Source organism: Vibrio sp. 947 (genome assembly GCF_033339115.1).
Lineage (GTDB): Bacteria > Pseudomonadota > Gammaproteobacteria > Enterobacterales > Vibrionaceae > Vibrio > Vibrio alginolyticus.
This window is the reverse complement of the sequence record NZ_JAWOTX010000003.1, coordinates 243,209-263,676: the sequence shown is the minus strand read 5'-3', so window position 1 is coordinate 263,676 and position 20,468 is coordinate 243,209. Positions and strand designations below refer to the sequence as shown.

Below are 20,468 nucleotides of genomic sequence, written 5' to 3'. Positions count from 1 at the left end.
CTTGCAAATCAAGTTTGCTTTAGTTGTAGTAGCTTACGGTTTTTTATTGAATTGATAGCTCGTCATTTAGTGCTTTGTTGTCAGCGAGCTCTTGGAGCTGCTCTGCGCTAAGGAACTGATTTGCGATAACGATAGCTGTCTGTTCATCGAACTCTCCAATTCGCTGCTGACGGTGTGCTGTGACTACATTTTGAATGTCTTGCAGAAAGTTGAAGATGTTCATCACTTCTTCGTTATTTAGCTTCTCTTGCATTAACGAGTACTGAAGAAGACTGACGACCTCACCCATGGTGTCTGAAATGAACTGTTCAGAAGCGGTATTGGGCAGACTTGTCTCTTCTACTCTAAGTTGCGGAGTTAAATTGAAGCAGATCTGCCTTAAGTAGTCGCTTATATGCTTGTAGCCGAGGCGCTTTGCTTTTTCTCTCAAGAGCTTCTGCTCAGCTTGGGTCACATTCGCAGTAATCTTTTTTGTCTGCTTCTGTTCTTCGCTTTTTGTAGGTCGACCACGCTTGGAGCGTTTTTTAATGGCGATTTCTATTAGTTGTATGCGTTCGATCTTTTCTGTATTACTCATTTCTTCACTTTGAAAAGTGTCAGTTCGCATTTGTTCAAGTTCTTTTTTGCTGAGTCGAGCTATAAGCTCTTCGAAAGTTAGTTTAATCATTTTTGTAACCTTTATTATTATTATTTTTGGTAGGGATTTTTGGCGCAGAACCGTAAGGTTCGAGCACCACAGGCGTAGCCGAGGACGCCTCGCAGAGCAAGCGACTGGGATTTTCGAGGAACGAGAAAATATCAGTACTGGCTTGTTGCATGATATTTATTGAGTGCGATGACCTTATTGTTAAGTATCGTCCCGCACTCAATGAGTGTGATGTGTATTTGAGTTTTTAAAGAGCGTTTGGGATGTTTATTTATGACTATGTATATATGTTAAGGTTATTATTGTTACTAATCAACTGACATATATACTATTGTCTGGTAGGTTATTTGATTTTTCTGTTTGATGTTGGTTACACACAAATATCTTCCATTAAATGTGGATAATTAACAAAATGGAATATGCTTATGTTAGAAATCTCATTCATAAAAATGGTTGTTTGCGGAGTTTAACTTAATACAAAGTAAATTAATTTAGTCAAGTCACAAAGATGCGCTCACAAATGTTAGCTCAAGGGTTGAGGAGCAATATGTAGAGTTAGAGTGGGGTATTTAAATGGCAGAAAGGAACGCAAGAGTTCATATTTCCGCCGTTGGCGAATGCTCGAGTTTGCTTTGTGTTGTTGCTTAGCTCACAGAACAACGATGTCAGATATGGCCAGCCTTTAATGCCTAGTCTACTGACTATGTAGATATCTTTGATACTCACAAATATTTCGCCCATTATGGCGATTAAAATTTAGGCTTAAATATCCATTTGCTACATTATTTTCTCGGAGATGTGAGCATCAAGAGACTGACTGATTGTTACAATCAAAAAAGGAGCACATAGAGTGCTCCAAAGGAAAAGGGCAGTGTTTGGTTTACCTTATGCGGTGGCGAACTTGTAAGTGCGATAACCGCCAATCAGGTTACGGGCCTTGAAGCCATTATTAACGAGCTGACGATATGCAACGTTACCGCGTAACCCAACTTGGCAGTAGATTACGATTTCCTTGTCTTTTGGTAGTTCGTCCATACGGTGACGCAATTGGTCTACAGGAATGTTGATCGCATCTTTGATAAAGCCAACATTTTCAAGTTCGCCAGGATTACGTACATCAAGCAGGACTTGCTCGTCTGTTAGTGAGTCCATTTCATCAAAGTGAATTGGAGTGGCGTCACCCTTAATGATGTTGTTTGCCACAAAGGCTGCTTGGTTGATCACATCTTTTGCACTGCCATACGGCGGCGCGTAAGTGAGCTCAAGGTGTTGAAGCTGCTCGACCGTCATGCCCGCACGTTGTGCTACCGCCATCACATCAATTCGTTTATCGACACCGTCTTTACCCACTGCTTGCGCACCGAAGATCTTGCCTGTTTTTGGATCGAACAACATCTTGAACGAGACAATCTCAGCGCCTGGGTAGTAACTTGCATGGCTTGCGGTATGAACGTAGACCTTTTCGTACTCAACACCATCACGTTTAAGTTGTTTCTCGTTTTTGCCTGTTGAAGCAACCGCGAGGTCAAAAATCTTACAGATAGCGGTGCCTTGTGTACCTTGATAGGTTTCACTGCGTCCAAGCATATTGTCGGCAGCCATGCGACCTTGACGGTTAGCAGGGCCAGCAAGCGGCACCAAAGTTTGTGCACCTGTGACAAAGTCTTTTTCTTCGACCGCATCACCCACAGCGTAAATGCTAGGATCGCTGGTCTGCATCATTTCATTGGTGTAGATACCACCTAGTTCACCAATTTGAAGCCCTGCTTCTTTTGCCAACTTAGTCTCAGGGCGCACACCGATAGCCATGATTAAGATGTCAGTAGTTAGTGACTCACCATTGCTTAGAGTAAGATTGAGTTCACCTTCAATATGCTGGTGTTCGGTATCTTCACCAGAGCCGATGCTGGCTATATGCTCGTTCGGCACGTACTCGATAGCTTGAAGAGCAACGCCTAGTTTAAGGTCAATACCTTTCTCGCGAATTTCAGCGTGAGCAAAGCCCGCCATTTCACGGTCGACAGGTGTCATCACCTGATCGGCCATCTCAATTAGCGTGGTTTTAATTCCCAATTGGTGGAAGGCTTCCATCATTTCTAGACCGATGAATCCACCACCGACAACCGTTGCGTGCTCTGGCTTGTTCATCTGGATCGTTTGAATGATACGATCCATGTCTGGGATGTTACGCAGCGAATGGGTTAGTGGGTTATCAATACCAGGGATTGGAGGTACGATAGGGCCTGCGCCAGGGCTAAGGAGCAAGAAGTCATAGCTTTCTGTATACTCGCTATTATCCAATAGGTTCTTAACAGTAACCTGCTTGTTGTGTCGATCAATGGATATGACTTCGTTCATAACACGAACATCAACGTTAAATCGAGCTAAGAAGCTTTCTGGAGTTTGCAAGAGGAGCTTACTTCTATCCTTAATGTCACCACCTATGTGGTATGGCAAGCCGCAATTGGCGAACGAGACGAAACTTCCTCTTTCGAACATGATGATTTCTGCATCTTCACTCAAGCGACGAGCACGTGCTGCGGCTGATGCTCCACCAGCAACGCCACCAACAATAAGAATCTTTGTCATTACCTAACTCCAAATTTAATCGAAAGTACTTAATAAACCACTCTCTGTAAAAAGAGTGGTTTATTATTTACTTTTCTAATGACACAAATGGACCGCGTTCAAACATAATGATTTCTGCGTCTTCACTAAGACGACGAGCGCGAGCTGCTGCAGATGCACCGCCAGCAACCCCACCAATAATCACGATTTTGCTCATGGATTTCTCCTGCTGAATGATCGAAAACGCCTACACCTTACTTAAATAAATTAGCTAAGTCTAATGTTATTTAATCTATATTAGCATTGACTTAATAATATTAATTAGTAATATCTAATGAAATGTAATGTAGTAATGAAGAGGCATAAGAATGGGCGACAGTATGCTACAAAGTGCGACCGAAGCGAGTGAGCTGCTTAAAATTATGGCTCATCCAGAGCGCCTAATCGTGATGTGTAAGCTGATTGAAGGCGAGAAAGGGGTTGGTGAACTGTTTGAAGGTTCATCATTAAGCCAATCTGCTTTTTCACAACATCTCACCGTATTGAGAAAGCACGACATTATTAAAGCTAGAAAAGTTTCTCAGCAGGTATTTTATTCAATTTCTGATGAAAGAGTTGGTCCGTTGGTTGAGGCCTTTAAGCAAGTTTTCTGTAAGTAATTAGTTTGGCGGTTGCTATGTTTGAAGTTCCTTGGATGTCGCTGTTGGGCGGCATAATAGTTGGCGTATCAGCGATAACACTGATGCTATTTACTGGCAAGACTGCTGGGATCAGTGGGATCTTAAACGGTGCCGTTGAGAGCGCAGACCGCGTTTGGCGAATTGTTTTTTTAATTGCGATGGTATTAGGTGGCTTGTTTGCTGTTTATGTTCTTGGCGGGCATGTACCAGATCAGTACAGCGGTTCTCTTATTTTAGTTATCGTTGCTGGCTTGTTAGTCGGTGTTGGTACGCGTATCGGCAATGGTTGTACTAGTGGCCATGGCATTTGTGGAATAGGGCGTTTCTCAATCCGTTCTGTGGTCGCGACGTGTACTTTTATGGCCACAGCCATGTTAACCGTCTTGCTAGTATCGTGAGGAATAGTGTCGTTATGAAAACTCACGTAATGAAAAGTATTAAGCAAATGTCCGTTGTTGCATTTTCTGGTGTGCTCTTTGGTATTGGTATGGTGGTCTCTGGTATGGCTGAACCGGCAAAAGTGATTGGCTTTCTCGATATTACTGGGGCATGGGATCCAAGCTTAGCCTTCGTAATGGGCGGAGCACTTGCGGTGTTCGTTCCAGCTTATCTTTTATTAATAAAGCCAAGAAGCGAATCTGTGTTTGGTGATGAGATTGTATGCCCGACTTCTAAAACGATAGACAAAAAGTTAGTCGGTGGTGCAGCACTGTTTGGTATTGGTTGGGGCTTACTGGGTGTGTGTCCTGGTCCTGCGGTTGCCAGCCTTTTTACTGGCAACACACAAGTTCTGCTCTTTATAGCGGCAATGTTGGTTGGGTCATTCACCGCTAAAAGAGTGGTTCGTCAATAAAGAAAGTACTTCAACGTTAAAAAGAGTACTTAAACGCTAAAAAGTGAGTGTCGTAGAAACCGGGCAATGGTCACTCAGTTTATAGTCGAGTACATCTTGTGTTTTGAAAACGGTTTGAACACCAGACGACGCCTTTAAATCACCACTCGCAATGATGTGGTCTATCACCGAGCGGAATTGGTGGGTTTTATTCGGATTACGATTAGAGCGCACTTTACATTCCGCTTTAGTGTCTTTAGTCACTAGCTTTGCACTAGTATTGTCCGATATCACGTCCCACAACCAATCTCCTTGATAACCCAAGTTGTGGTTAAAGTCGCCAAGCACGACATAATGTTGTTTGTTGTCCTCGCGCGCCTTTATCCACTTAGCTAGTGCCTGTCCTTGTTGTTTCACTATCTTACAATCGCGGTTATTACGATACGCGCCACTGCAACCCGCTTTCAGATGTACAGAGAGTAGGTGAGTCTCGTTTTCTTGGTTTGGATTTAAAACAAGGTAGCTCGCGAAGCGAAGCTTGCTGTTGCCTCGTGTGATAGAGAAGTCTGGCTTGTCTAATACGCTTACGCCATTGCGCACGGCAAAGCCTGTGTATTGGTTGGTGTCGTTAAACTGAAGGTGTCGGTTGGAGGCGTTTGAACGATCGGAAAGATAAATAGTGAAGTCATTGCCAACGGCTTTTTGGATGGCAGCAGCACTTTCGACTTCTTGAAAAGCAAAAATGTCGGCTTGTGTTTTATCCACATAGTGGGTCAGCTTTTCAAAATCTTGTGGTGTTCTCGACACTTTTCCACCATCTATAGATAACCATTCTATGTTCCAACTGGTTAGATTGATGGAGTTTTGAGCAAATGAAAGAGAACTAAAAAGTAATATTAACGTAACAAAAAGTGATCGCATTTTGGCCTGTTGCACTCCTATCTTTTAGCGTATTCCTTTCCATCCTTTATCCTACAAGACCTCCAAAAATAGCAAGTAGATTTAGTACCAATTTTGCAATTTTCATGGTTTTCTTCGCAACTGAGATCAACGCCAATAAGATCGATTTCTTCTTGTTCGCTAGCCAATCTTTATTGATCAAAATCAATGTTTTCGAGTGGTGCTTCTCGTTAAATACGCCACAATATATTGTGTTGCCAGAATAAAAAATGACCCCATATAGTGTGTTTGTGGATAACTCTGTGAGTATGCTCGGGTAAGGAGAACAAAGTGAAACCAATCGTAATCAAACGCGACGGATCAAGAGCTCCGTTCAACAGGGATCGTATCCAAGCAGCAGTTGAAGCAGCAGCGGAAAACAAAGATAAAGATGTCGCTATTTATGCTCTTAATGTGGCTCTTGCTGTCGAGTTACAGTTAAGAGAACACGATGAAGTTCACATCCATGAGATTCAAGACTTAGTCGAAAATGAACTCATGCAAGGTCCTTACAAAGCCCTAGCGCGTTCTTACATTGAATATCGCCACGATCGCGACATCGCTCGTGAGAAGCAAAGTGCACTAACTCGCGAAATCGAAGGTTTGATTGAAGAAAGTAATCTGGATCTAATCAACGAGAACGCGAACAAAGACGGCAAAGTAATTCCGACTCAACGTGACTTGTTGGCTGGTATCGTAGCGAAACACTACGCGAAGACGCACATTCTTCCTCGCGATGTGGTTCAAGCGCACGAAGTGGGTGACATTCACTACCACGATTTAGACTACGCACCGTTCTTCCCAATGTTTAACTGTATGCTTATCGATCTTAAAGGCATGCTGACGCATGGTTTTAAAATGGGTAACGCTGAGATTGATACGCCAAAATCAATTTCGACTGCAACAGCGGTAACAGCACAAATCATTGCTCAAGTCGCGAGCCACATTTACGGCGGTACAACCATCAACCGTATTGATGAGGTTCTAGAACCGTACGTAATCACAAGCTACGAGAAACACCTAGAGATTGCAAAAGAGTGGAACATTGCTGAGCCAGAAGAGTTCGCAAAAGCGCGCACTGAGAAAGAGTGTTACGACGCATTTCAATCTCTAGAATACGAAGTAAACACGCTGCATACAGCGAACGGTCAAACCCCATTCGTTACGTTCGGTTTTGGTCTTGGTACAAGCTGGGCATCCCGCCTGATCCAGAAATCGATTCTGAAGAATCGTATTGCAGGTCTAGGCAAGAACCGTAAAACAGCGGTATTCCCTAAACTTGTATTCGGCATCAAAGATGGTTTGAACCACAAATCAGAAGATCCAAACTACGACATCAAGCAACTTGCGCTTGAGTGTGCGTCTAAGCGTATGTACCCAGACATTCTTAACTACGACAAAGTAGTGGAAGTAACCGGTTCATTCAAAACGCCAATGGGTTGCCGTAGCTTCCTTGGTACTTACGAAGAAAACGGTGAGCTGATTCACGAAGGTCGTAACAACCTTGGCGTCGTGAGCTTGAACCTTCCTCGTATCGCTATCCGTGCAAACGGAAGCGAAGAGAAATTCTACGAGCTTCTAAATGACCGCCTACGTCTTGCTCGTAAAGCACTAGAGACACGTATCTCTCGCCTTGAAAACGTGAAAGCACGTGTGGCCCCAATCCTATACATGGAAGGCGCATGTGGTGTTCGCTTGAAAGCAGACGACTCAATCGCAGATATATTCAAAAACGGTCGTGCGTCTATTTCTCTTGGTTACATCGGTGTACACGAGACAATTAACGCGCTATTCGGTACAGAAGCGCACGTTTATGATGACGCTGTTTTGCGTGAAAAAGCGGTCGCGATCATCAAGCATCTAAAAGATGCTGTGAATCAATGGGCTGACGAAACAGGTTATGGCTTCAGCTTATATGCAACGCCAAGTGAAAACCTATGTAGCCGTTTCTGCCGCATCGATGCGAAAGAGTTCGGCGTAATTGAAGGCGTAACAGACAAAGGTTACTACACCAACAGCTTCCACCTAGATGTTGAGAAGAAGGTGAACCCATACGACAAGATCGACTTTGAGATGCCTTACCCAGAAATCTCAAGCGGCGGCTTTATCTGTTACGGCGAGTTCCCGAACATGCAACGTAACGTTGAAGCACTAGAAAACGTATGGGACTACAGTTACACCCGAGTGCCTTACTACGGAACTAACACGCCAATTGATGAGTGTTACGAGTGTGGTTACAACGGTGAGTTTGACTGTACAAGTAAAGGCTTCACTTGCCCAAGCTGTGGCAACCATGATTCAACCAAAGTGTCAGTGACACGTCGTGTTTGTGGCTACCTAGGCAGCCCAGATGCACGCCCGTTTAACTTCGGTAAGCAAGAAGAAGTGAAGCGCCGAGTTAAACACCTGTAAGGTTAACTACCACTCGTTTTACACTTTGAAAATCAACTTTAAACAGGTTGATTTTCTCTTTCGCGATAACACAGAGACGCATTATGAATTACCACCAATACTATCCAATTGACGTTGTTAACGGACCGGGTACGCGCTGTACGCTGTTTGTGTCGGGTTGTGTGCATCAGTGCCGTGGCTGTTATAACCAGTCGACGCAACGTTTGGATTCTGGTGTACTTTTCACGCAAGAAGCGGAAGACAAAATCATCGCTGACTTAAACGACACGCGTATCAAACGCCGTGGCTTGTCGTTGTCGGGTGGAGATCCGCTTCACCCTGCTAATGTGCCTCATATTTTGAAGATAGTGAAAAGGGTGAGAGAGGAGTGCCCAGGTAAAGACATTTGGGTTTGGACTGGCTACACGCTGACGGAACTGAATGACGCGCAAAGGGAAGTGGTGCAATACATCGATGTTTTGATTGATGGTAAGTTTGAACAAGACAAGAAAGACCTCAATCTCGAATGGCGTGGCAGTTCAAACCAAATCATTCATCGCTTTACGGACATCTAATCAAGCATTCTCCGCACATAAAAAGGGCTCACGCGTGCATAACGGGTGAGCCCTTTTGGTGTGAGTTCGTTAATGTCTTTTTGGTTACGCTGTCACCGATTGGTCATCTTCAACCATATTATTTATCCAACGTTTAGATTGAATACGGTAAGTCGTCAGTACGCCTTTCACTAACTCTTCCGCGAGCAGAGACATCAAGACAAAATGCAAAGGCAGCCCTAACTCCATGCCTGTGTAATAAGTAAGGGGGATGCCAATAGCCCACTGACCGAACGTGTCGATGAAAATGCTATAGTGAATATCAGCGCCACTCTTTAGTACGCCGCCAATCCCAACCATGTTAAACACCCTCAAAATCATACCTAGCGCCATGACTAAACATACGTTAAGTGCCATGTCTGCATCGGTTAACGGGCTCAGTACCAATAGGTGATGAATCATGGGCGAGCTCAACCACACTAGGAAAAACAGCAAGGTGGCTAAGATTGCGCTGGTTAACACATACCACCACGCCGTTTTCTCGACTCGGTCATAATGTTTTGCACCAATATCATTCCCAAGAAGAACGGATGCAGCGACCGCAAATCCCATAAAGGTTGAAATCAGTACCCCTTCAATCGGTGATAAGAATGAGATGATCGCCAGTTCTGAAACGCCCAATTGACCATAGATGATGCTGTAAACGATCAATCCACCAGTCCAAAGCGCATCGTGGACCAACATGGGTAAAGAAACCTTAAAGTACTTTTTTCGATACTGTTTTAGGCGGCCTTGTACCCAATCGAACTTAGTCGGAATTAGGTAAGCATATCGTTTGTAGAAAAAATAAATCAAGACGGCGGTTTGGAAAAATCGAGAAACAAAACTACCTACGGCTGCACCAAATACGCCCCATTGAGGGAAACCAAATAAACCAAAAATCAAAACATAATTAAGCGCGACGTTAACGACAATGGCGGAGATACTAACGTTGGTTGCCAGTTTGGTTTGGCCCACGGAGCGCAATACCGATTCAATCGGTACTACTATCGCCGTAGCAATGAGGCTAAAGCCCGTAACCACAAGATAATCACGTGCATAAGTGACGTATTCAGGATTGTCTGACATAAAAGAGACGATCTCTTCATCAAAAATCGCATAAAGAACGATAAACGGCAGCGTCACCAAAATGGAAATAAACCAAGATTGCGCCAACGTTCTGCGAATTCCGGCTAGGTTTCCTGAGCCGTAGTATTGAGAAGCAAGTACGGTAACTGCACCGCACAGGCCAAAGACAACTGCTAGGTTGAAGAAAAAGATACGATTTCCAACTCCAACTGCTGCCGTTGCAGATTCTCCGAGTAGGCTTACCATGAAAATATCCACGACGCCGAGCAAAGTAAAAAGCATGGACTGAAGTGAAACAGGTAGGCCAATCGTAATCAGCTTTTGCCAAAATGCTTTATCGATGTATTCGCGTGTTAAGAGCATCGCATTTCTCCTTAAAGATTAATGCGAGTAGTTTATCCTCATGATTTGGCGGTGTATTTTTCAAAGGAATCCAAAACCTTTGTAAAACTCTCTACTAACGCACATGTGAGCCAATAAATCATGGAAGATAAACAAGAACGCTACGCGATTTCAGAAAAAACTTATCAAGAGTTTATTGATCACAGTCGAGTATTAGCACTTGAGGAGAGAGGTATTGTGCAGTGCGGCATTGCCACTTGTCGTGACTTCTTCTCTGTTTATCGTAAAAACCAAAAGAAACACATGCTGCTCTATACGGTGCGTGGTAAAGGGTGGCTAGAGAGTGGGGCTTGTCGATACGATTTGGAACCGGGCTCGTTGATTACAGTACCCGCAGGTGTTGAAAACGGTTTTGGTATAGAAGAAGAACCTTGGCAGATCGCGTGGCTTTTTCTTGCTCCTGATAGAGAGTGGCCGATATTAGAATGTGATGTTCGCTATCAGCTTTCATCTACACCTGAAGTGATGTATGCATGTATCCAAACACTACTACGCAGCATTCACCTTCCAATCGATTATGGTGGTGCGGTAGGTGAGCATAGTGTGGCTCAGTTAGAGCTGATGTTAAACATGCCGCCCTCAGAGTCGATATCACGCAGCCAATTGAGGCTTCGGCGTGTATTTGACCTTGTCCAACGTCAGCTCCATAAGGATTGGAGCGTTGAGCAGGTGGCGGCTCTATATCCATGTTCGGAGCCTCATTTGCATCGACTGACTCAAAAGCAGTTTGGTCGAAGCCCAATGGCACATTTAACGCGTATGCGCATGGAATATGCTGCTAGGTTACTTCGTTCAACAGAATGGCCAATTCAGCATATTGGAGAAATAGTCGGATATCCGACCAGCGCAAACTTTAGTACACGTTTTAAAGCGTGGTCGACCATGACACCAAGAGAGTTTAGAAAAAACGGTAGAGTGGATTGGTACGACGAGGAGTGAATCGTTCTTTTTCTGAACGATAGAGCGCACAAAACTCACCGCAATCCAGAATTTTGTTCTCTAATTGATGAAATAAGTGAAAAATCATTTCGTCATTTTTTGCGATAGTGTTAACGTGAGGTTCGGTACTTGAATTTCAAAGGGTTATGACTTTCATGTTTTCTAATCTCCCAACTCCCGTATTAGATCCTATTTTATCTCTATCCGTTGCATACCGTAACGATGAACGTCCAAACAAGGTTGACCTTGGCATTGGCGTATACAAAAACAGCGCAGGCGAAACGCCGATTATGAAAGCCATTCAAATGGCGCAGGATGTCGTTGTTGAAACTCAAAAAACCAAGTCTTATGTTGGTCTTGCGGGTTGCGAAGAATTTAATAAAAGCATGATCGATTTGCTGCTGACGGGAACGTCTGCAATGGATCGTGTTGCAGCTATTCAAACGCCAGGTGCAAGTGGTGCGCTGCGTATGCTCGGTGATCTAATGAAGATCGCACAGCCAGATACGACGGTTTGGATTTCCAACCCAAGCTACGTAAACCACAAGCCAGTGATGGAAGCAGCAGGCCTTAAAGTTAAGTTCTACCACTATTTCTCTTCGGAAACGAAACAAGTAGACACCGCAAAAATGATGGATGATCTTGCGAAAGCTGGGCCTTCAGATGTGGTACTTCTTCATGGTTGTTGCCACAACCCAACTGGTGCAGATATTGACTTCTCTGCTTGGCAAGCCATTACAGAATTGTCGCAGAAGAACGGTTTCATCCCATTTGTGGACATTGCTTACCAAGGCTTCGGTGATGGCCTAGAAGAAGACGCAAAAGGTCTTCGTTTTATGGCAGATAACGTTGAAGAGATGTTGATTACTACTTCATGTTCGAAGAACTTTGGTCTGTACCGTGAACGAACTGGTGCAGCGATTGTGGTTGGTAAGAACATGCATGATGTAACCAATGCAAAAGGTAAACTCCTCACTCTAGCTCGCTCGACTTACACGATGCCACCCGACCATGGTGCATCTTTAGTTAAGACCATTCTGCAGGATGACAATCTCACTTCCGTTTGGAAGCAAGAATTGAGTGAAATGCAACATCGTTTGGTTAGCCTTCGTCAAAGTTTGTGTAACGAGTTGAGAAACAACCATAATACAGATCAATTTGATTTCATTGAGGGTCACAAAGGCATGTTTACTGTGCTAGGCTTTAGTGGAAACCAAATGGCGCAACTGCGTGAAGATTATGGCATTTATGGTGTTGGCGATGGTCGAATTAACATTGCCGGACTTACCGAAACTCATATTCCATACGTAGCGGACGCAATTAAGAAAGTATTTCAAGCTTAATTGGAGTGTGGATGAAAAACTGGAAACTGATTCTGCCGCTTATGATGAGCGGCAGTTTAATTGCTTGTACGTCAACTCAAACGACGCAGGAACCTGTTGAGCCAGAGTCGCCAAAGGTCGAAGCGCCCGTTAAAGTCGAGCCAGAAGTGAAACCTGATGTAGATCCAAAGCCAGAGGTGGAGCCCAAACCAGAAGCGAAACCTGAGAAAAAGCCGGAACCAAAACCTAAGAAGCCAGTCAAGGTCACAAAAACACCCGATGGCATGTTAATTCTTGGTTCTGAAGAATGGGTTTATGTTCCTGAAATTGACCAGACTTTCAAGGCTAGAGTCGATACAGGGGCGACAACATCATCAATTAGTGCGACTGACATTGTTCCGTTTGAGCGTGATGGTAAAGACTGGGTTAAATTTAAGATAGATTTAGGTGACAAAGACACCAAAGAATTTAAAGTACCCGTTGAGCGCTGGGCTAAAGTTAAGCAGTCTTCGTCAGAAGAGGTGGATAAACGAGCGGTGGTAAAAGCCTACATTACCGTTGGGGATCACAAAGAAAAGACAGAGTTTACGTTAGCGGATCGCGGACATATGACGTTTCCAATTTTGCTTGGTCGAAGCTTTTTTAGAGATATCGCCGTTGTAGATGTATCGAAAAAATATGTGCAAGATAAACCTAAAAAAACCGCTAAAAACTGATGTATTACAGCTAGTTTCTGCTACAAGCTAATAATTCGTGATTAACAAAAAATGGCCTCCAAAATTGGAGGCCATTTTTATTGAATCATATGCTTGCTTGTGATGCCCTGGTAGTCATAGTCATAGTCATAGTCATAGTCATGTCCACTAAAATGCAAAACGAGCAGACATTACAATTTGCTGGCCATAGACACCATTATTTTTGAAATCTGCACCAAGCGATAGTTGCTGAGTTGAGTGGAATCGTGCGCCCAGATTGTAAATGGTGTTCGAATCGTCATTATCTATGATTTGGCCGATACGGCCATGTAGCTCAACATTTTGCATAAACCAAATACGAGTGCCAATATTCACTTCCGTGCGCCACTCGTCGCCCACTTTATCACTGTCGTTCTCTTTAATGTTGTGTACCAACATTTGGCCATAAATATCTGCAAATTGGCCTGCTGGCCCATTAAAGCCTATACCACCAGCAATGTCCCAGTCTCCGCTGAATTCACTGTCTGCGCGAGCAATGAAATGGGTATTCTCTGTAAAGTAGGTATTGAACTCGCCACCAAATGTACCAGGGCTAGTGCCCATGCGAAATTCCATCGTGTTGTAGTTGAAATTATTTGCGTGTGCGGAAAGTGGCAAAATAGCACACAAACCAAAGGCTGCAACCTTTAGAGCTTTACCTAGCATGGTGTCTCCGGGCAAGATGATTAAAATGAACAAAAAAATGGTCTGCAAAAAGCAGACCAAGATTGATAAAGCTATCATTTTAAGTGCTTGCCGTCACTATTTAGCTGTAATCGTCACTACATCATGTTGATATGCACAGCAATCGGGGTTTGTTTTACATGACCACGAGTTGTTCGACTTCAATCTCTGGTTTGTTCCCGCCTTCAAATTCGCCAAACAGACGGACTTTAGTCGTGTGATCAATCGGAGTATTTAGCTGAATATCGTCATCGAGTTCGACCATCACTTCACCGGAACCATCGCTAAAGACAAACTTATCCGCGCGAACTTGACGCAATAAGTTACCTTCAACGACCACATCTTTTTCAGTAAACATATTGGAGTCGTTTAGCAAGGCATCCAATTTTTCCACAGTGACAGGACCGTTAAACTGCAAGTTTGATTGGTTTTGAGCGTTATCTTTCGCGAACGCGATAGAAGGAGCAATAGCTAAGGCGGCGATTGTTGCGATAATTGTATTCTTTTTCATGTTACATCCTCATCGGTTTGTTTTGATGGGGTCATTAAAACAGGGCTTGTTTGAACCAATGATGATTTCAACATTCATATTCTATTCATTTGCTTGAGTAAGTGGGGACGATGACGTTATGATTGTTCATCTTCCTCTATTCCTTACAAACATTCATGAAATCAGCGATCCCATCTTTAATGGTTCAAGGCACCACTTCGGATGCCGGAAAAAGTGTCCTTGTGGCAGGTTTATGCCGTGTATTAGCACGAAAAGGGATAAATGTTGCCCCATTTAAGCCACAAAACATGGCACTAAATAGTGCGGTAACCAAAGATGGCGGTGAAATAGGTCGAGCACAGGCCGTTCAGGCACAGGCGTGTAATATTGAGCCAACTGTACATATGAATCCGGTTTTAATTAAACCTAACAGTGATACAGGTGCTCAGATCATTTTGCAGGGTAAGGCGATTTCCAATATGGATGCGGCTGGCTTTCATGATTACAAGAAAGTGGCGATGGATACGGTGTTAGATTCCTTCTCTCGTCTGACTCAAGAATTTGATTCGATCATTATCGAGGGCGCGGGGAGTCCTGCTGAAATCAATTTACGAGAAGGCGATATTGCAAACATGGGTTTTGCTGAGGCCGCTGATGTACCAGTGATCATTGTTGCTGATATTGATCGTGGTGGAGTGTTTGCACATTTGTACGGAACACTTGCGCTACTTTCTGAATCTGAACAAGCGCGAGTAAAAGGATTTGTTATCAACCGTTTTCGAGGTGATATTCGTTTATTGCAATCGGGCCTCGATTGGCTAGAAGAAAAAACAGGTAAATCTGTACTTGGTGTACTTCCTTTTCTCCATGGTTTGAATTTAGAAGCAGAAGACGCGATCACTGCGCAGCAAGAGTTGCACTCTGAGGTAAAACTGAATGTTGTTGTGCCTGTTTTAACCCGGATTAGTAATCATACTGATTTTGATGTGCTGCGATTGAATCCAGACATCAATCTACGTTATGTAGGTAAAGGCGAAAAAATAGATAAAGCCGACCTAGTTATTTTGCCTGGGACCAAATCAGTGAGAGACGATCTGGATTATCTAAGAAGCCAGGGGTGGGATAAAGATATCTTGCGTCATATTCGTCTTGGTGGAAAAGTGATTGGTATCTGTGGCGGCTACCAGATGCTTGGAAACTTGATTGATGATCCAAACGGCGTCGAAGGCCAACCAGGTCAAAGAGAAGGACTTGGCTTGCTTGATATCACTACGACACTAACTAACAGCAAACAGCTTACAAACACACAAGCACAGCTTTCTCTTAACGGCAAAACAGCCAATGTAAAGGGTTATGAAATCCACGTAGGGCGAAGTGAAGTACGGGGCCTGCAACCTCTTACATTCAGTTCCGGTGAAGCGGAGGGGGCGATCAGCGAGTGTGGCCAAATCATGGGAACCTACCTTCACGGGTTCTTTGACGAGGCAGATGCCTTAAGCCTGGTATCAGAATGGGTAAACGGCACCCAAATCAAACAACAAGACTTTGAAGAGTTAAAGGAGCAAGGCATTAATCGCATCGCAGATGCGATAGAACAACATATGCGCCTTGATTTTTTGTTTAAATAGCACATTAACTGATTGAACTTTATATTCAAATAACCAGTTCTTTCGCTTGCCTTGTATTGGAGTATCTCTATGAAAGCATGGAAACAGCATGCTTGCCTTGCGGCAGTATTAAGCATTTCATTTTCAGCAAACGCAGCAACGAACCTAAAAGTGTATGCAGCCTCTTCTATGACGAATGCGATTAACGAGATCGCGCAAAACTTTGAAGAAAAGTATGACGTTTCTATCACTCCCGTTTATGGTGGTTCTTCTTCTATCGCTCGACAAATTATCAATGGCGCACCAGCGGATGTATTCATTTCTGCGAACACGAAATGGATGGACTATTTGGTCGATAAAGACGTCATTTATCGTGACAATGTCACAAATCTAGTGCGCAATAGCTTAGTGTTAATTGCTCCTCAGTCTTCAGAATTAACCTCATTTAACTTTTCTGATGCAAAGGCATGGGAGAAGGCATTGCATGGAAATCGTCTTGCGTTAGGCAATCCGACGTCAGTACCTGCTGGTATGTACGCGAAAGAGTCATTGACTACACTGGGTGTATGGAAAGCGGTTCAAACTCACGTCGCACCAGCAAAGAATGTGCGCTTAGCTTTGGCGTTGGTTGAACGTGGAGAAGCGCCTTTAGGTGTGGTCTACAAAACCGATGCTCAGTTAACTGATAAAGTCAAAATTGTCGGCGAATTTGCGAGTGATACGCATGCGGCTATTGTTTACCCGGCTGCAATTGTGAATGATTCTACTGAGTCGGAGCAGTTCTTCCAGTACCTAAAATCGGACGAAGCTGCACGCGTTTTTGCTCAATATGGCTTTCAGCAATAAACCGGCCTTCAATTATAGGAACGAAGCGTGACAGAACTGGAATACCAAGCCTTAATGTTAAGCCTCAAAGTAGGCGCGTACGCAGTACTTTGGCTGATTCCTCTCGGCGTTTTTCTTGCTTGGCTACTTTCTCGAAAAACGTTCTTTGGTAAATCGATTCTCGATAGCTTAATTCATTTACCACTGGTATTGCCGCCAGTGGTAATCGGCTATTTATTGTTGATTTCTTTAGGACGACAAGGGTTCCTTGGAAAGTGGCTCTATGAAAACTTAGGGGTAGTATTTAGCTTTAATTGGAAAGGGGCAGTAGTCGCTTGTATTGTCGTGGCTTTGCCTTTGATGGTTCGTTCAGTACGCTTAAGCTTAGATAGCGTCGACCCTAAATTGGAGCACGCAGCCTCTACGTTAGGCGCTTCTCCTTTAAAAGTGTTTCTCACCGTCACGTTACCACTGACCATTCCCGGAATTATTACGGGCACGATGCTGTCATTTGCTCGTAGTCTTGGCGAATTCGGGGCGACGATCAGTTTCGTCTCTAACATTCCGGATGAAACCCAAACGATTCCGCTGGCAATGTACAACTTTATTGAAACGCCAGGTGCAGAAATGCAGGCGGCTCGTCTGTGTATCATTTCTATCGCGTTAGCCTTGTCTACATTAATGATCTCTGAATGGCTAAATCGTAAAGCGGCAAGTAGATTAGGTGCGAAGCAATGACGATTAAAGTCCAATTTAAACAAATGCTTGGTGAGACTGACTTCGACATCAAACTTAAGTTACCCTGTAACGGAATTAGTGCCTTGTTTGGACGATCTGGTGCAGGTAAAACGACGTTGATTAACATCATCAGCGGATTGGTCACTCCAAGGCAAGGGTATGTTGCGGTTGGTGAGCATGTTTTGTTTGACAGTGAACAGGGAATAAACCTACCAACGCACAAGCGTGGCATTGGTTATGTGTTTCAGGATTCACGTTTGTTTCCTCACTATTCGGTTCAAGGCAATTTGTTGTATGGCGTTAAAGAAAAAGATGACGAGTATTTTGATGCAGTCACCGAACTCTTGTCTATCAAACCGTTACTAAAGCGCTTTCCGGTATCACTTTCTGGTGGTGAAAAGCAACGTGTTGCGATTGCGCGCGCATTGCTATCTAAGCCCAATTTGCTTTTGATGGATGAGCCACTTGCCTCACTCGATATGCCAAGAAAGCGTGAGGTAATGCCTTTTCTCGAGGAGTTGTCGGAGAAGGTAAATATCCCTATTATCTATGTCACACACAGTCTCCAGGAAATTTTAAGGCTTGCTCAGCACCTTGCAATTATTGACCAAGGTAAAATTTCGAGTTCAGGTAAGCTTGAAGAGGTGTGGGCTTCTCATGCTATGCGTCCATGGCAATCTTTCTCAGATCAAAGCAGCTTATTTGAAGGCCGGATTGCTGAACATCATGAACGTTATGCACTGACTTGTATCAGCCTTGCACCTAATGTATTCCTGTGGGTGCAAAAGATTGACGGAACACCAGACACGCCAATACGCTTGCAAGTGCGTGCCAACGACGTTTCTATCACGCTCGAGCAGCCCAAGGCGACGTCGATTCGAAATATTCTGCCTGCTATTGTCGATTCCATCGAAGTGTTTAACGCAGCCGATGACAAACAGAGTATTAATGTATCACTCAAGCTAGACGAGAAATGTTATTTGTGGGCAACGATCACACCGTGGGCCCTTGACGATCTCAACCTAAAAATTGGTAGCCGTGTTTTTGCACAAATTAAAGGTGTCAGTGTGACACAAAAAGATATGGCACTAGCGCCTCATTAACCGTTTAGACTGATTTACGCTTCATGATCAAAAAAGGCCGCAAAGTGCGGCCTTTGTTACTAGAAGAATGTCGGAATTACTTCGCGAATACTTCTTTGAATTCACGCTTAAGAAGTGGGTCACGACGTGCTTTCTTAAGTTGCTTAACCATGTCTTTCACACAGTTGTGAAGCACATTATCAAGTAGTTGAGCACGGTATTCTTCTTTATCTTCATCTGTCATGTTTTCTGGCAGATTAAGAGTAGGAAACTCTTCCATCACATTAATACCAGCGAATGCTTGGCCTACAGAAACTAGAGCATGAAACTGTTCAAAGTTGTCTAGAATGTTCTGTGCACTTGCTGGCATTTCGTCCCATGATTCACGTACCGCTTCTTCAGACACTTCATGGATAGAGGTAACCATTTCGAACATTTGCTCTGGAACTTCGTCAAATTCGATAACTTTACGTAGCTCTGGAGAAATGCTGGCTAGATCGATTTTTTTGCTTTCGCTGTTAGTTGCTTCTGACATGGTGTGTCTCTCATTACAAAAAGGCGGGAATATTAATACCAAATGCATCAAATAGCTATACCCATTAGTCCGCAAGATGACCAAAGTGAATGAGTTTGTTGAACTTCTGCTCACAGGCCATGATTAGATAGGGTAACGTCCAGTCTAACTGCTTTATGCAATGGATTCCGTGATATTCAAACAAAAATATAGCACTTAATTATGAGTCGAATGCAACAACTCTATGAGTATGGTATATGTTTAATAAAGACATAATTAAAAATGGAACGCGTTATGCAACCGACAGGGACATCGATGCGAATCCTTCTGGTTGACGATGTTCAGCTAGACAGGATGCAGTTGGCTATTCGTCTAAAGCAACTTGGACATATTGTAAAAGCCGTAGGTAGTGGACTAGAGGCGTTAAATACCTACGAGAGTTTTGATCCGGAACTGGTGTTACTCGATATATCAATGCCAGATATGAACGGTTTTGAAGTCTCTCTTCATATAAGAGAAACGTTTCCGGATTGGATCCCTATTATTTTCTTGAGTAGTCACGAAGAGCCAGAAATGATTGCTAAAGCCATAGACGCGGGCGGTGATGACTATTTAATTAAGCCGGTAGATAAACTGGTACTGAACTCTAAACTTATCGCAATGCAGCGTATTGCTCATATGAGACGAGAGCTTAAGCAAGCGACAGCTCAATTGGAGCAAGTTAATCAACTTTTGACTCAGCAAGCGAATGAAGATGGCCTAACCAAACTCTATAACCGCCGTTATATCGACCATAAGTTGGAATCGATGGTTGCATGGCATGGCCGTCACAATATGCCAATGGCTTTGATTCTATTGGACGTCGATTTTTTTAAACCGTTTAATGATAATTACGGTCATATTGAAGGCGACCGTTGCTTGCAAGCGATTGCTAATCAACTAAAGGCGACGTTTTGTCGCTCTGGGGAATATGTAGGTCGATATGGTGGAGAAGAGTTTGTTGTGTTGCTAGGGTGTACCGACACTCAAACAGCAGAAAGAGAAGCCGAGCGTATACAAGAGGCTATGTATTTTCTCGATTACCCACATGAGTATTCTAGTGTGTCAAATAGAGTGACAGTGTCACAGGGTGTTTTTGTTTTTCAACCAACAGGGAAAGAAGTGCAATCAGACTTGTATGCAACCGTTGATAAAGCACTATATACATCAAAATCTTTGGGAAGAAACACACATACTGTAGTTAATTCTTTTTAAAACAAAGCCTTATGAATACCACTTTTTTGTTGCGTTGTCACGTTTTGGTAATTCTTTTAAAGTTAACTCAAGTAAGATAAGCAAACAGTACGAACGGATGTCGCAATCGGTCGTATACCTTATACCTTTGATTAGATAG

20 protein-coding genes and 1 pseudogene are annotated in these 20,468 nt (G+C 43.5%); 13 read left to right on the top strand and 8 right to left on the bottom strand.

Features of this window, described 5'->3' with window-relative positions:
- Positions 1 to 43: 43 nt before the first annotated feature.
- The 3 genes and pseudogenes from R7Q39_RS05590 to R7Q39_RS05580 all read right to left on the bottom strand — a co-directional run.
- Complete coding sequence (locus tag R7Q39_RS05590; RefSeq protein ID WP_140073257.1) at positions 44 to 667, bottom strand: plasmid mobilization protein; 624 nt, start codon at positions 665 to 667, stop codon at positions 44 to 46.
- A gap of 864 nt (positions 668 to 1,531) precedes the next feature.
- Positions 1,532 to 3,235: an FAD-dependent oxidoreductase gene (locus R7Q39_RS05585; RefSeq protein WP_318075866.1), complete on the bottom strand. Its 1,704-nt coding sequence runs from the start codon at positions 3,233 to 3,235 to the stop codon at positions 1,532 to 1,534.
- Between the two features lie 79 nt (positions 3,236 to 3,314).
- Positions 3,315 to 3,431: pseudogene (locus R7Q39_RS05580) on the bottom strand (pyridine nucleotide-disulfide oxidoreductase); the annotation flags it as partial.
- 151 nt (positions 3,432 to 3,582) lie between these two features.
- Between R7Q39_RS05580 and R7Q39_RS05575 the strand changes: the two are divergent.
- Genes R7Q39_RS05575 through R7Q39_RS05565 form a run of 3 tightly spaced genes read left to right on the top strand, consistent with a single transcriptional unit; the run spans position 3,583 to position 4,747 of the window.
- The gene (locus R7Q39_RS05575; protein ID WP_005376206.1) at positions 3,583 to 3,873 is read left to right on the top strand and encodes an ArsR/SmtB family transcription factor; all 291 of its coding nucleotides are present in this window, start codon (positions 3,583 to 3,585) and stop codon (positions 3,871 to 3,873) included.
- A 5-nt stretch (positions 3,874 to 3,878) separates the two neighbouring features.
- The gene (locus tag R7Q39_RS05570; protein WP_372036149.1) at positions 3,879 to 4,292 is read left to right on the top strand and encodes a YeeE/YedE family protein; all 414 of its coding nucleotides are present in this window, start codon (positions 3,879 to 3,881) and stop codon (positions 4,290 to 4,292) included.
- Positions 4,293 to 4,306: 14 nt separating this feature from the next.
- Positions 4,307 to 4,747: a YeeE/YedE family protein gene (locus R7Q39_RS05565; RefSeq protein WP_213872431.1), complete on the top strand. Its 441-nt coding sequence runs from the start codon at positions 4,307 to 4,309 to the stop codon at positions 4,745 to 4,747.
- Positions 4,748 to 4,783: 36 nt separating this feature from the next.
- Here R7Q39_RS05565 and R7Q39_RS05560 read toward each other — a convergent pair whose 3' ends face one another.
- Complete coding sequence (locus tag R7Q39_RS05560) at positions 4,784 to 5,647, bottom strand: endonuclease/exonuclease/phosphatase family protein (RefSeq protein WP_025767757.1); 864 nt, start codon at positions 5,645 to 5,647, stop codon at positions 4,784 to 4,786.
- 309 nt (positions 5,648 to 5,956) lie between these two features.
- Between R7Q39_RS05560 and nrdD the strand changes: the two genes are divergently transcribed.
- Together nrdD and nrdG are read left to right on the top strand one after the other, a co-directional pair.
- Positions 5,957 to 8,077, top strand: a complete 2,121-nt coding sequence (gene nrdD / locus R7Q39_RS05555; protein WP_005388026.1) for an anaerobic ribonucleoside-triphosphate reductase — start codon at positions 5,957 to 5,959, stop codon at positions 8,075 to 8,077.
- Between the two features lie 83 nt (positions 8,078 to 8,160).
- Positions 8,161 to 8,631: an anaerobic ribonucleoside-triphosphate reductase-activating protein gene (gene nrdG, locus R7Q39_RS05550; protein ID WP_005376213.1), complete on the top strand. Its 471-nt coding sequence runs from the start codon at positions 8,161 to 8,163 to the stop codon at positions 8,629 to 8,631.
- An 84-nt stretch (positions 8,632 to 8,715) separates the two neighbouring features.
- Here nrdG and R7Q39_RS05545 read toward each other — a convergent pair whose 3' ends face one another.
- Positions 8,716 to 10,101 (bottom strand): MATE family efflux transporter, encoded by a 1,386-nt coding sequence (locus R7Q39_RS05545; protein WP_318075865.1) that lies wholly within the window; start codon positions 10,099 to 10,101, stop codon positions 8,716 to 8,718.
- 120 nt (positions 10,102 to 10,221) lie between these two features.
- Here R7Q39_RS05545 and R7Q39_RS05540 point away from each other — a divergent pair, with 120 nt between their 5' ends.
- The 3 genes from R7Q39_RS05540 to R7Q39_RS05530 all read left to right on the top strand — a co-directional run bounded on the left by R7Q39_RS05540 (position 10,222) and on the right by R7Q39_RS05530 (position 13,117).
- A complete protein-coding gene (locus R7Q39_RS05540) occupies positions 10,222 to 11,079 on the top strand; it encodes an AraC family transcriptional regulator (RefSeq protein ID WP_213907658.1) in 858 nt (285 codons plus the stop codon).
- Positions 11,080 to 11,234: 155 nt separating this feature from the next.
- Positions 11,235 to 12,422 carry an amino acid aminotransferase gene (locus R7Q39_RS05535; RefSeq protein WP_318075864.1) on the top strand — a complete coding sequence of 396 codons (1,188 nt, stop codon included), beginning with the start codon at positions 11,235 to 11,237 and terminating at the stop codon, positions 12,420 to 12,422.
- Positions 12,423 to 12,433: 11 nt separating this feature from the next.
- Complete coding sequence (locus R7Q39_RS05530; RefSeq protein WP_064354793.1) at positions 12,434 to 13,117, top strand: ATP-dependent zinc protease; 684 nt, start codon at positions 12,434 to 12,436, stop codon at positions 13,115 to 13,117.
- 147 nt (positions 13,118 to 13,264) lie between these two features.
- On the opposite strand, the gene R7Q39_RS05525 is transcribed toward R7Q39_RS05530, so the two are convergent.
- Complete coding sequence (locus R7Q39_RS05525; protein ID WP_318075863.1) at positions 13,265 to 13,801, bottom strand: hypothetical protein; 537 nt, start codon at positions 13,799 to 13,801, stop codon at positions 13,265 to 13,267.
- Between the two features lie 154 nt (positions 13,802 to 13,955).
- Positions 13,956 to 14,330 carry a YgiW/YdeI family stress tolerance OB fold protein gene (locus R7Q39_RS05520; protein WP_005376220.1) on the bottom strand — a complete coding sequence of 125 codons (375 nt, stop codon included), beginning with the start codon at positions 14,328 to 14,330 and terminating at the stop codon, positions 13,956 to 13,958.
- A gap of 155 nt (positions 14,331 to 14,485) precedes the next feature.
- Between R7Q39_RS05520 and R7Q39_RS05515 the strand changes: the two genes are divergently transcribed.
- From R7Q39_RS05515 to modC, 4 genes are all read left to right on the top strand, one after another.
- Entirely contained in the window at positions 14,486 to 15,937 is a 1,452-nt protein-coding gene (locus tag R7Q39_RS05515; RefSeq protein ID WP_318075862.1) for a cobyric acid synthase, read from the top strand.
- 69 nt (positions 15,938 to 16,006) lie between these two features.
- Positions 16,007 to 16,762 carry a molybdate ABC transporter substrate-binding protein gene (modA, locus tag R7Q39_RS05510; protein ID WP_005388039.1) on the top strand — a complete coding sequence of 252 codons (756 nt, stop codon included), beginning with the start codon at positions 16,007 to 16,009 and terminating at the stop codon, positions 16,760 to 16,762.
- A 27-nt stretch (positions 16,763 to 16,789) separates the two neighbouring features.
- Entirely contained in the window at positions 16,790 to 17,479 is a 690-nt protein-coding gene (gene modB / locus R7Q39_RS05505) for a molybdate ABC transporter permease subunit (RefSeq protein WP_225495875.1), read from the top strand.
- Positions 17,476 to 18,582, top strand: a complete 1,107-nt coding sequence (gene modC / locus R7Q39_RS05500) for a molybdenum ABC transporter ATP-binding protein ModC (protein ID WP_005376229.1) — start codon at positions 17,476 to 17,478, stop codon at positions 18,580 to 18,582. Before modB ends, modC begins: the two co-directional genes overlap by 4 nt.
- Before the next feature lie 76 nt (positions 18,583 to 18,658).
- On the opposite strand, the gene R7Q39_RS05495 is transcribed toward modC, so the two are convergent.
- Positions 18,659 to 19,096 carry a DUF3069 domain-containing protein gene (locus tag R7Q39_RS05495; protein WP_005376232.1) on the bottom strand — a complete coding sequence of 146 codons (438 nt, stop codon included), beginning with the start codon at positions 19,094 to 19,096 and terminating at the stop codon, positions 18,659 to 18,661.
- Positions 19,097 to 19,369: 273 nt separating this feature from the next.
- Between R7Q39_RS05495 and R7Q39_RS05490 the strand changes: the two genes are divergently transcribed.
- The gene (locus R7Q39_RS05490; RefSeq protein WP_017634619.1) at positions 19,370 to 20,329 is read left to right on the top strand and encodes a diguanylate cyclase; all 960 of its coding nucleotides are present in this window, start codon (positions 19,370 to 19,372) and stop codon (positions 20,327 to 20,329) included.
- The last annotated feature ends 139 nt before the right edge of the window (positions 20,330 to 20,468 follow it).

What these genes read in the sequence shown, in the direction of transcription:
- R7Q39_RS05590 (WP_140073257.1), bottom strand. Translation starts at nt 667, where the DNA reads ATGATTAAACTAACTTTCGAAGAGCTTATAGCTCGACTCAGCAAAAAA.
- R7Q39_RS05585 (WP_318075866.1), bottom strand. Translation starts at nt 3,235, where the DNA reads ATGACAAAGATTCTTATTGTTGGTGGCGTTGCTGGTGGAGCATCAGCC.
- R7Q39_RS05575 (WP_005376206.1), top strand. Translation starts at nt 3,583, where the DNA reads ATGGGCGACAGTATGCTACAAAGTGCGACCGAAGCGAGTGAGCTGCTT.
- R7Q39_RS05565 (WP_213872431.1), top strand. Translation starts at nt 4,307, where the DNA reads ATGAAAACTCACGTAATGAAAAGTATTAAGCAAATGTCCGTTGTTGCA.
- R7Q39_RS05560 (WP_025767757.1), bottom strand. Translation starts at nt 5,647, where the DNA reads ATGCGATCACTTTTTGTTACGTTAATATTACTTTTTAGTTCTCTTTCA.
- nrdG (WP_005376213.1), top strand. Translation starts at nt 8,161, where the DNA reads ATGAATTACCACCAATACTATCCAATTGACGTTGTTAACGGACCGGGT.
- R7Q39_RS05545 (WP_318075865.1), bottom strand. Translation starts at nt 10,101, where the DNA reads ATGCTCTTAACACGCGAATACATCGATAAAGCATTTTGGCAAAAGCTG.
- R7Q39_RS05540 (WP_213907658.1), top strand. Translation starts at nt 10,222, where the DNA reads ATGGAAGATAAACAAGAACGCTACGCGATTTCAGAAAAAACTTATCAA.
- R7Q39_RS05535 (WP_318075864.1), top strand. Translation starts at nt 11,235, where the DNA reads ATGTTTTCTAATCTCCCAACTCCCGTATTAGATCCTATTTTATCTCTA.
- R7Q39_RS05530 (WP_064354793.1), top strand. Translation starts at nt 12,434, where the DNA reads ATGAAAAACTGGAAACTGATTCTGCCGCTTATGATGAGCGGCAGTTTA.
- R7Q39_RS05525 (WP_318075863.1), bottom strand. Translation starts at nt 13,801, where the DNA reads ATGCTAGGTAAAGCTCTAAAGGTTGCAGCCTTTGGTTTGTGTGCTATT.
- R7Q39_RS05520 (WP_005376220.1), bottom strand. Translation starts at nt 14,330, where the DNA reads ATGAAAAAGAATACAATTATCGCAACAATCGCCGCCTTAGCTATTGCT.
- R7Q39_RS05515 (WP_318075862.1), top strand. Translation starts at nt 14,486, where the DNA reads ATGAAATCAGCGATCCCATCTTTAATGGTTCAAGGCACCACTTCGGAT.
- modA (WP_005388039.1), top strand. Translation starts at nt 16,007, where the DNA reads ATGAAAGCATGGAAACAGCATGCTTGCCTTGCGGCAGTATTAAGCATT.
- modC (WP_005376229.1), top strand. Translation starts at nt 17,476, where the DNA reads ATGACGATTAAAGTCCAATTTAAACAAATGCTTGGTGAGACTGACTTC.
- R7Q39_RS05495 (WP_005376232.1), bottom strand. Translation starts at nt 19,096, where the DNA reads ATGTCAGAAGCAACTAACAGCGAAAGCAAAAAAATCGATCTAGCCAGC.
- R7Q39_RS05490 (WP_017634619.1), top strand. Translation starts at nt 19,370, where the DNA reads ATGCAACCGACAGGGACATCGATGCGAATCCTTCTGGTTGACGATGTT.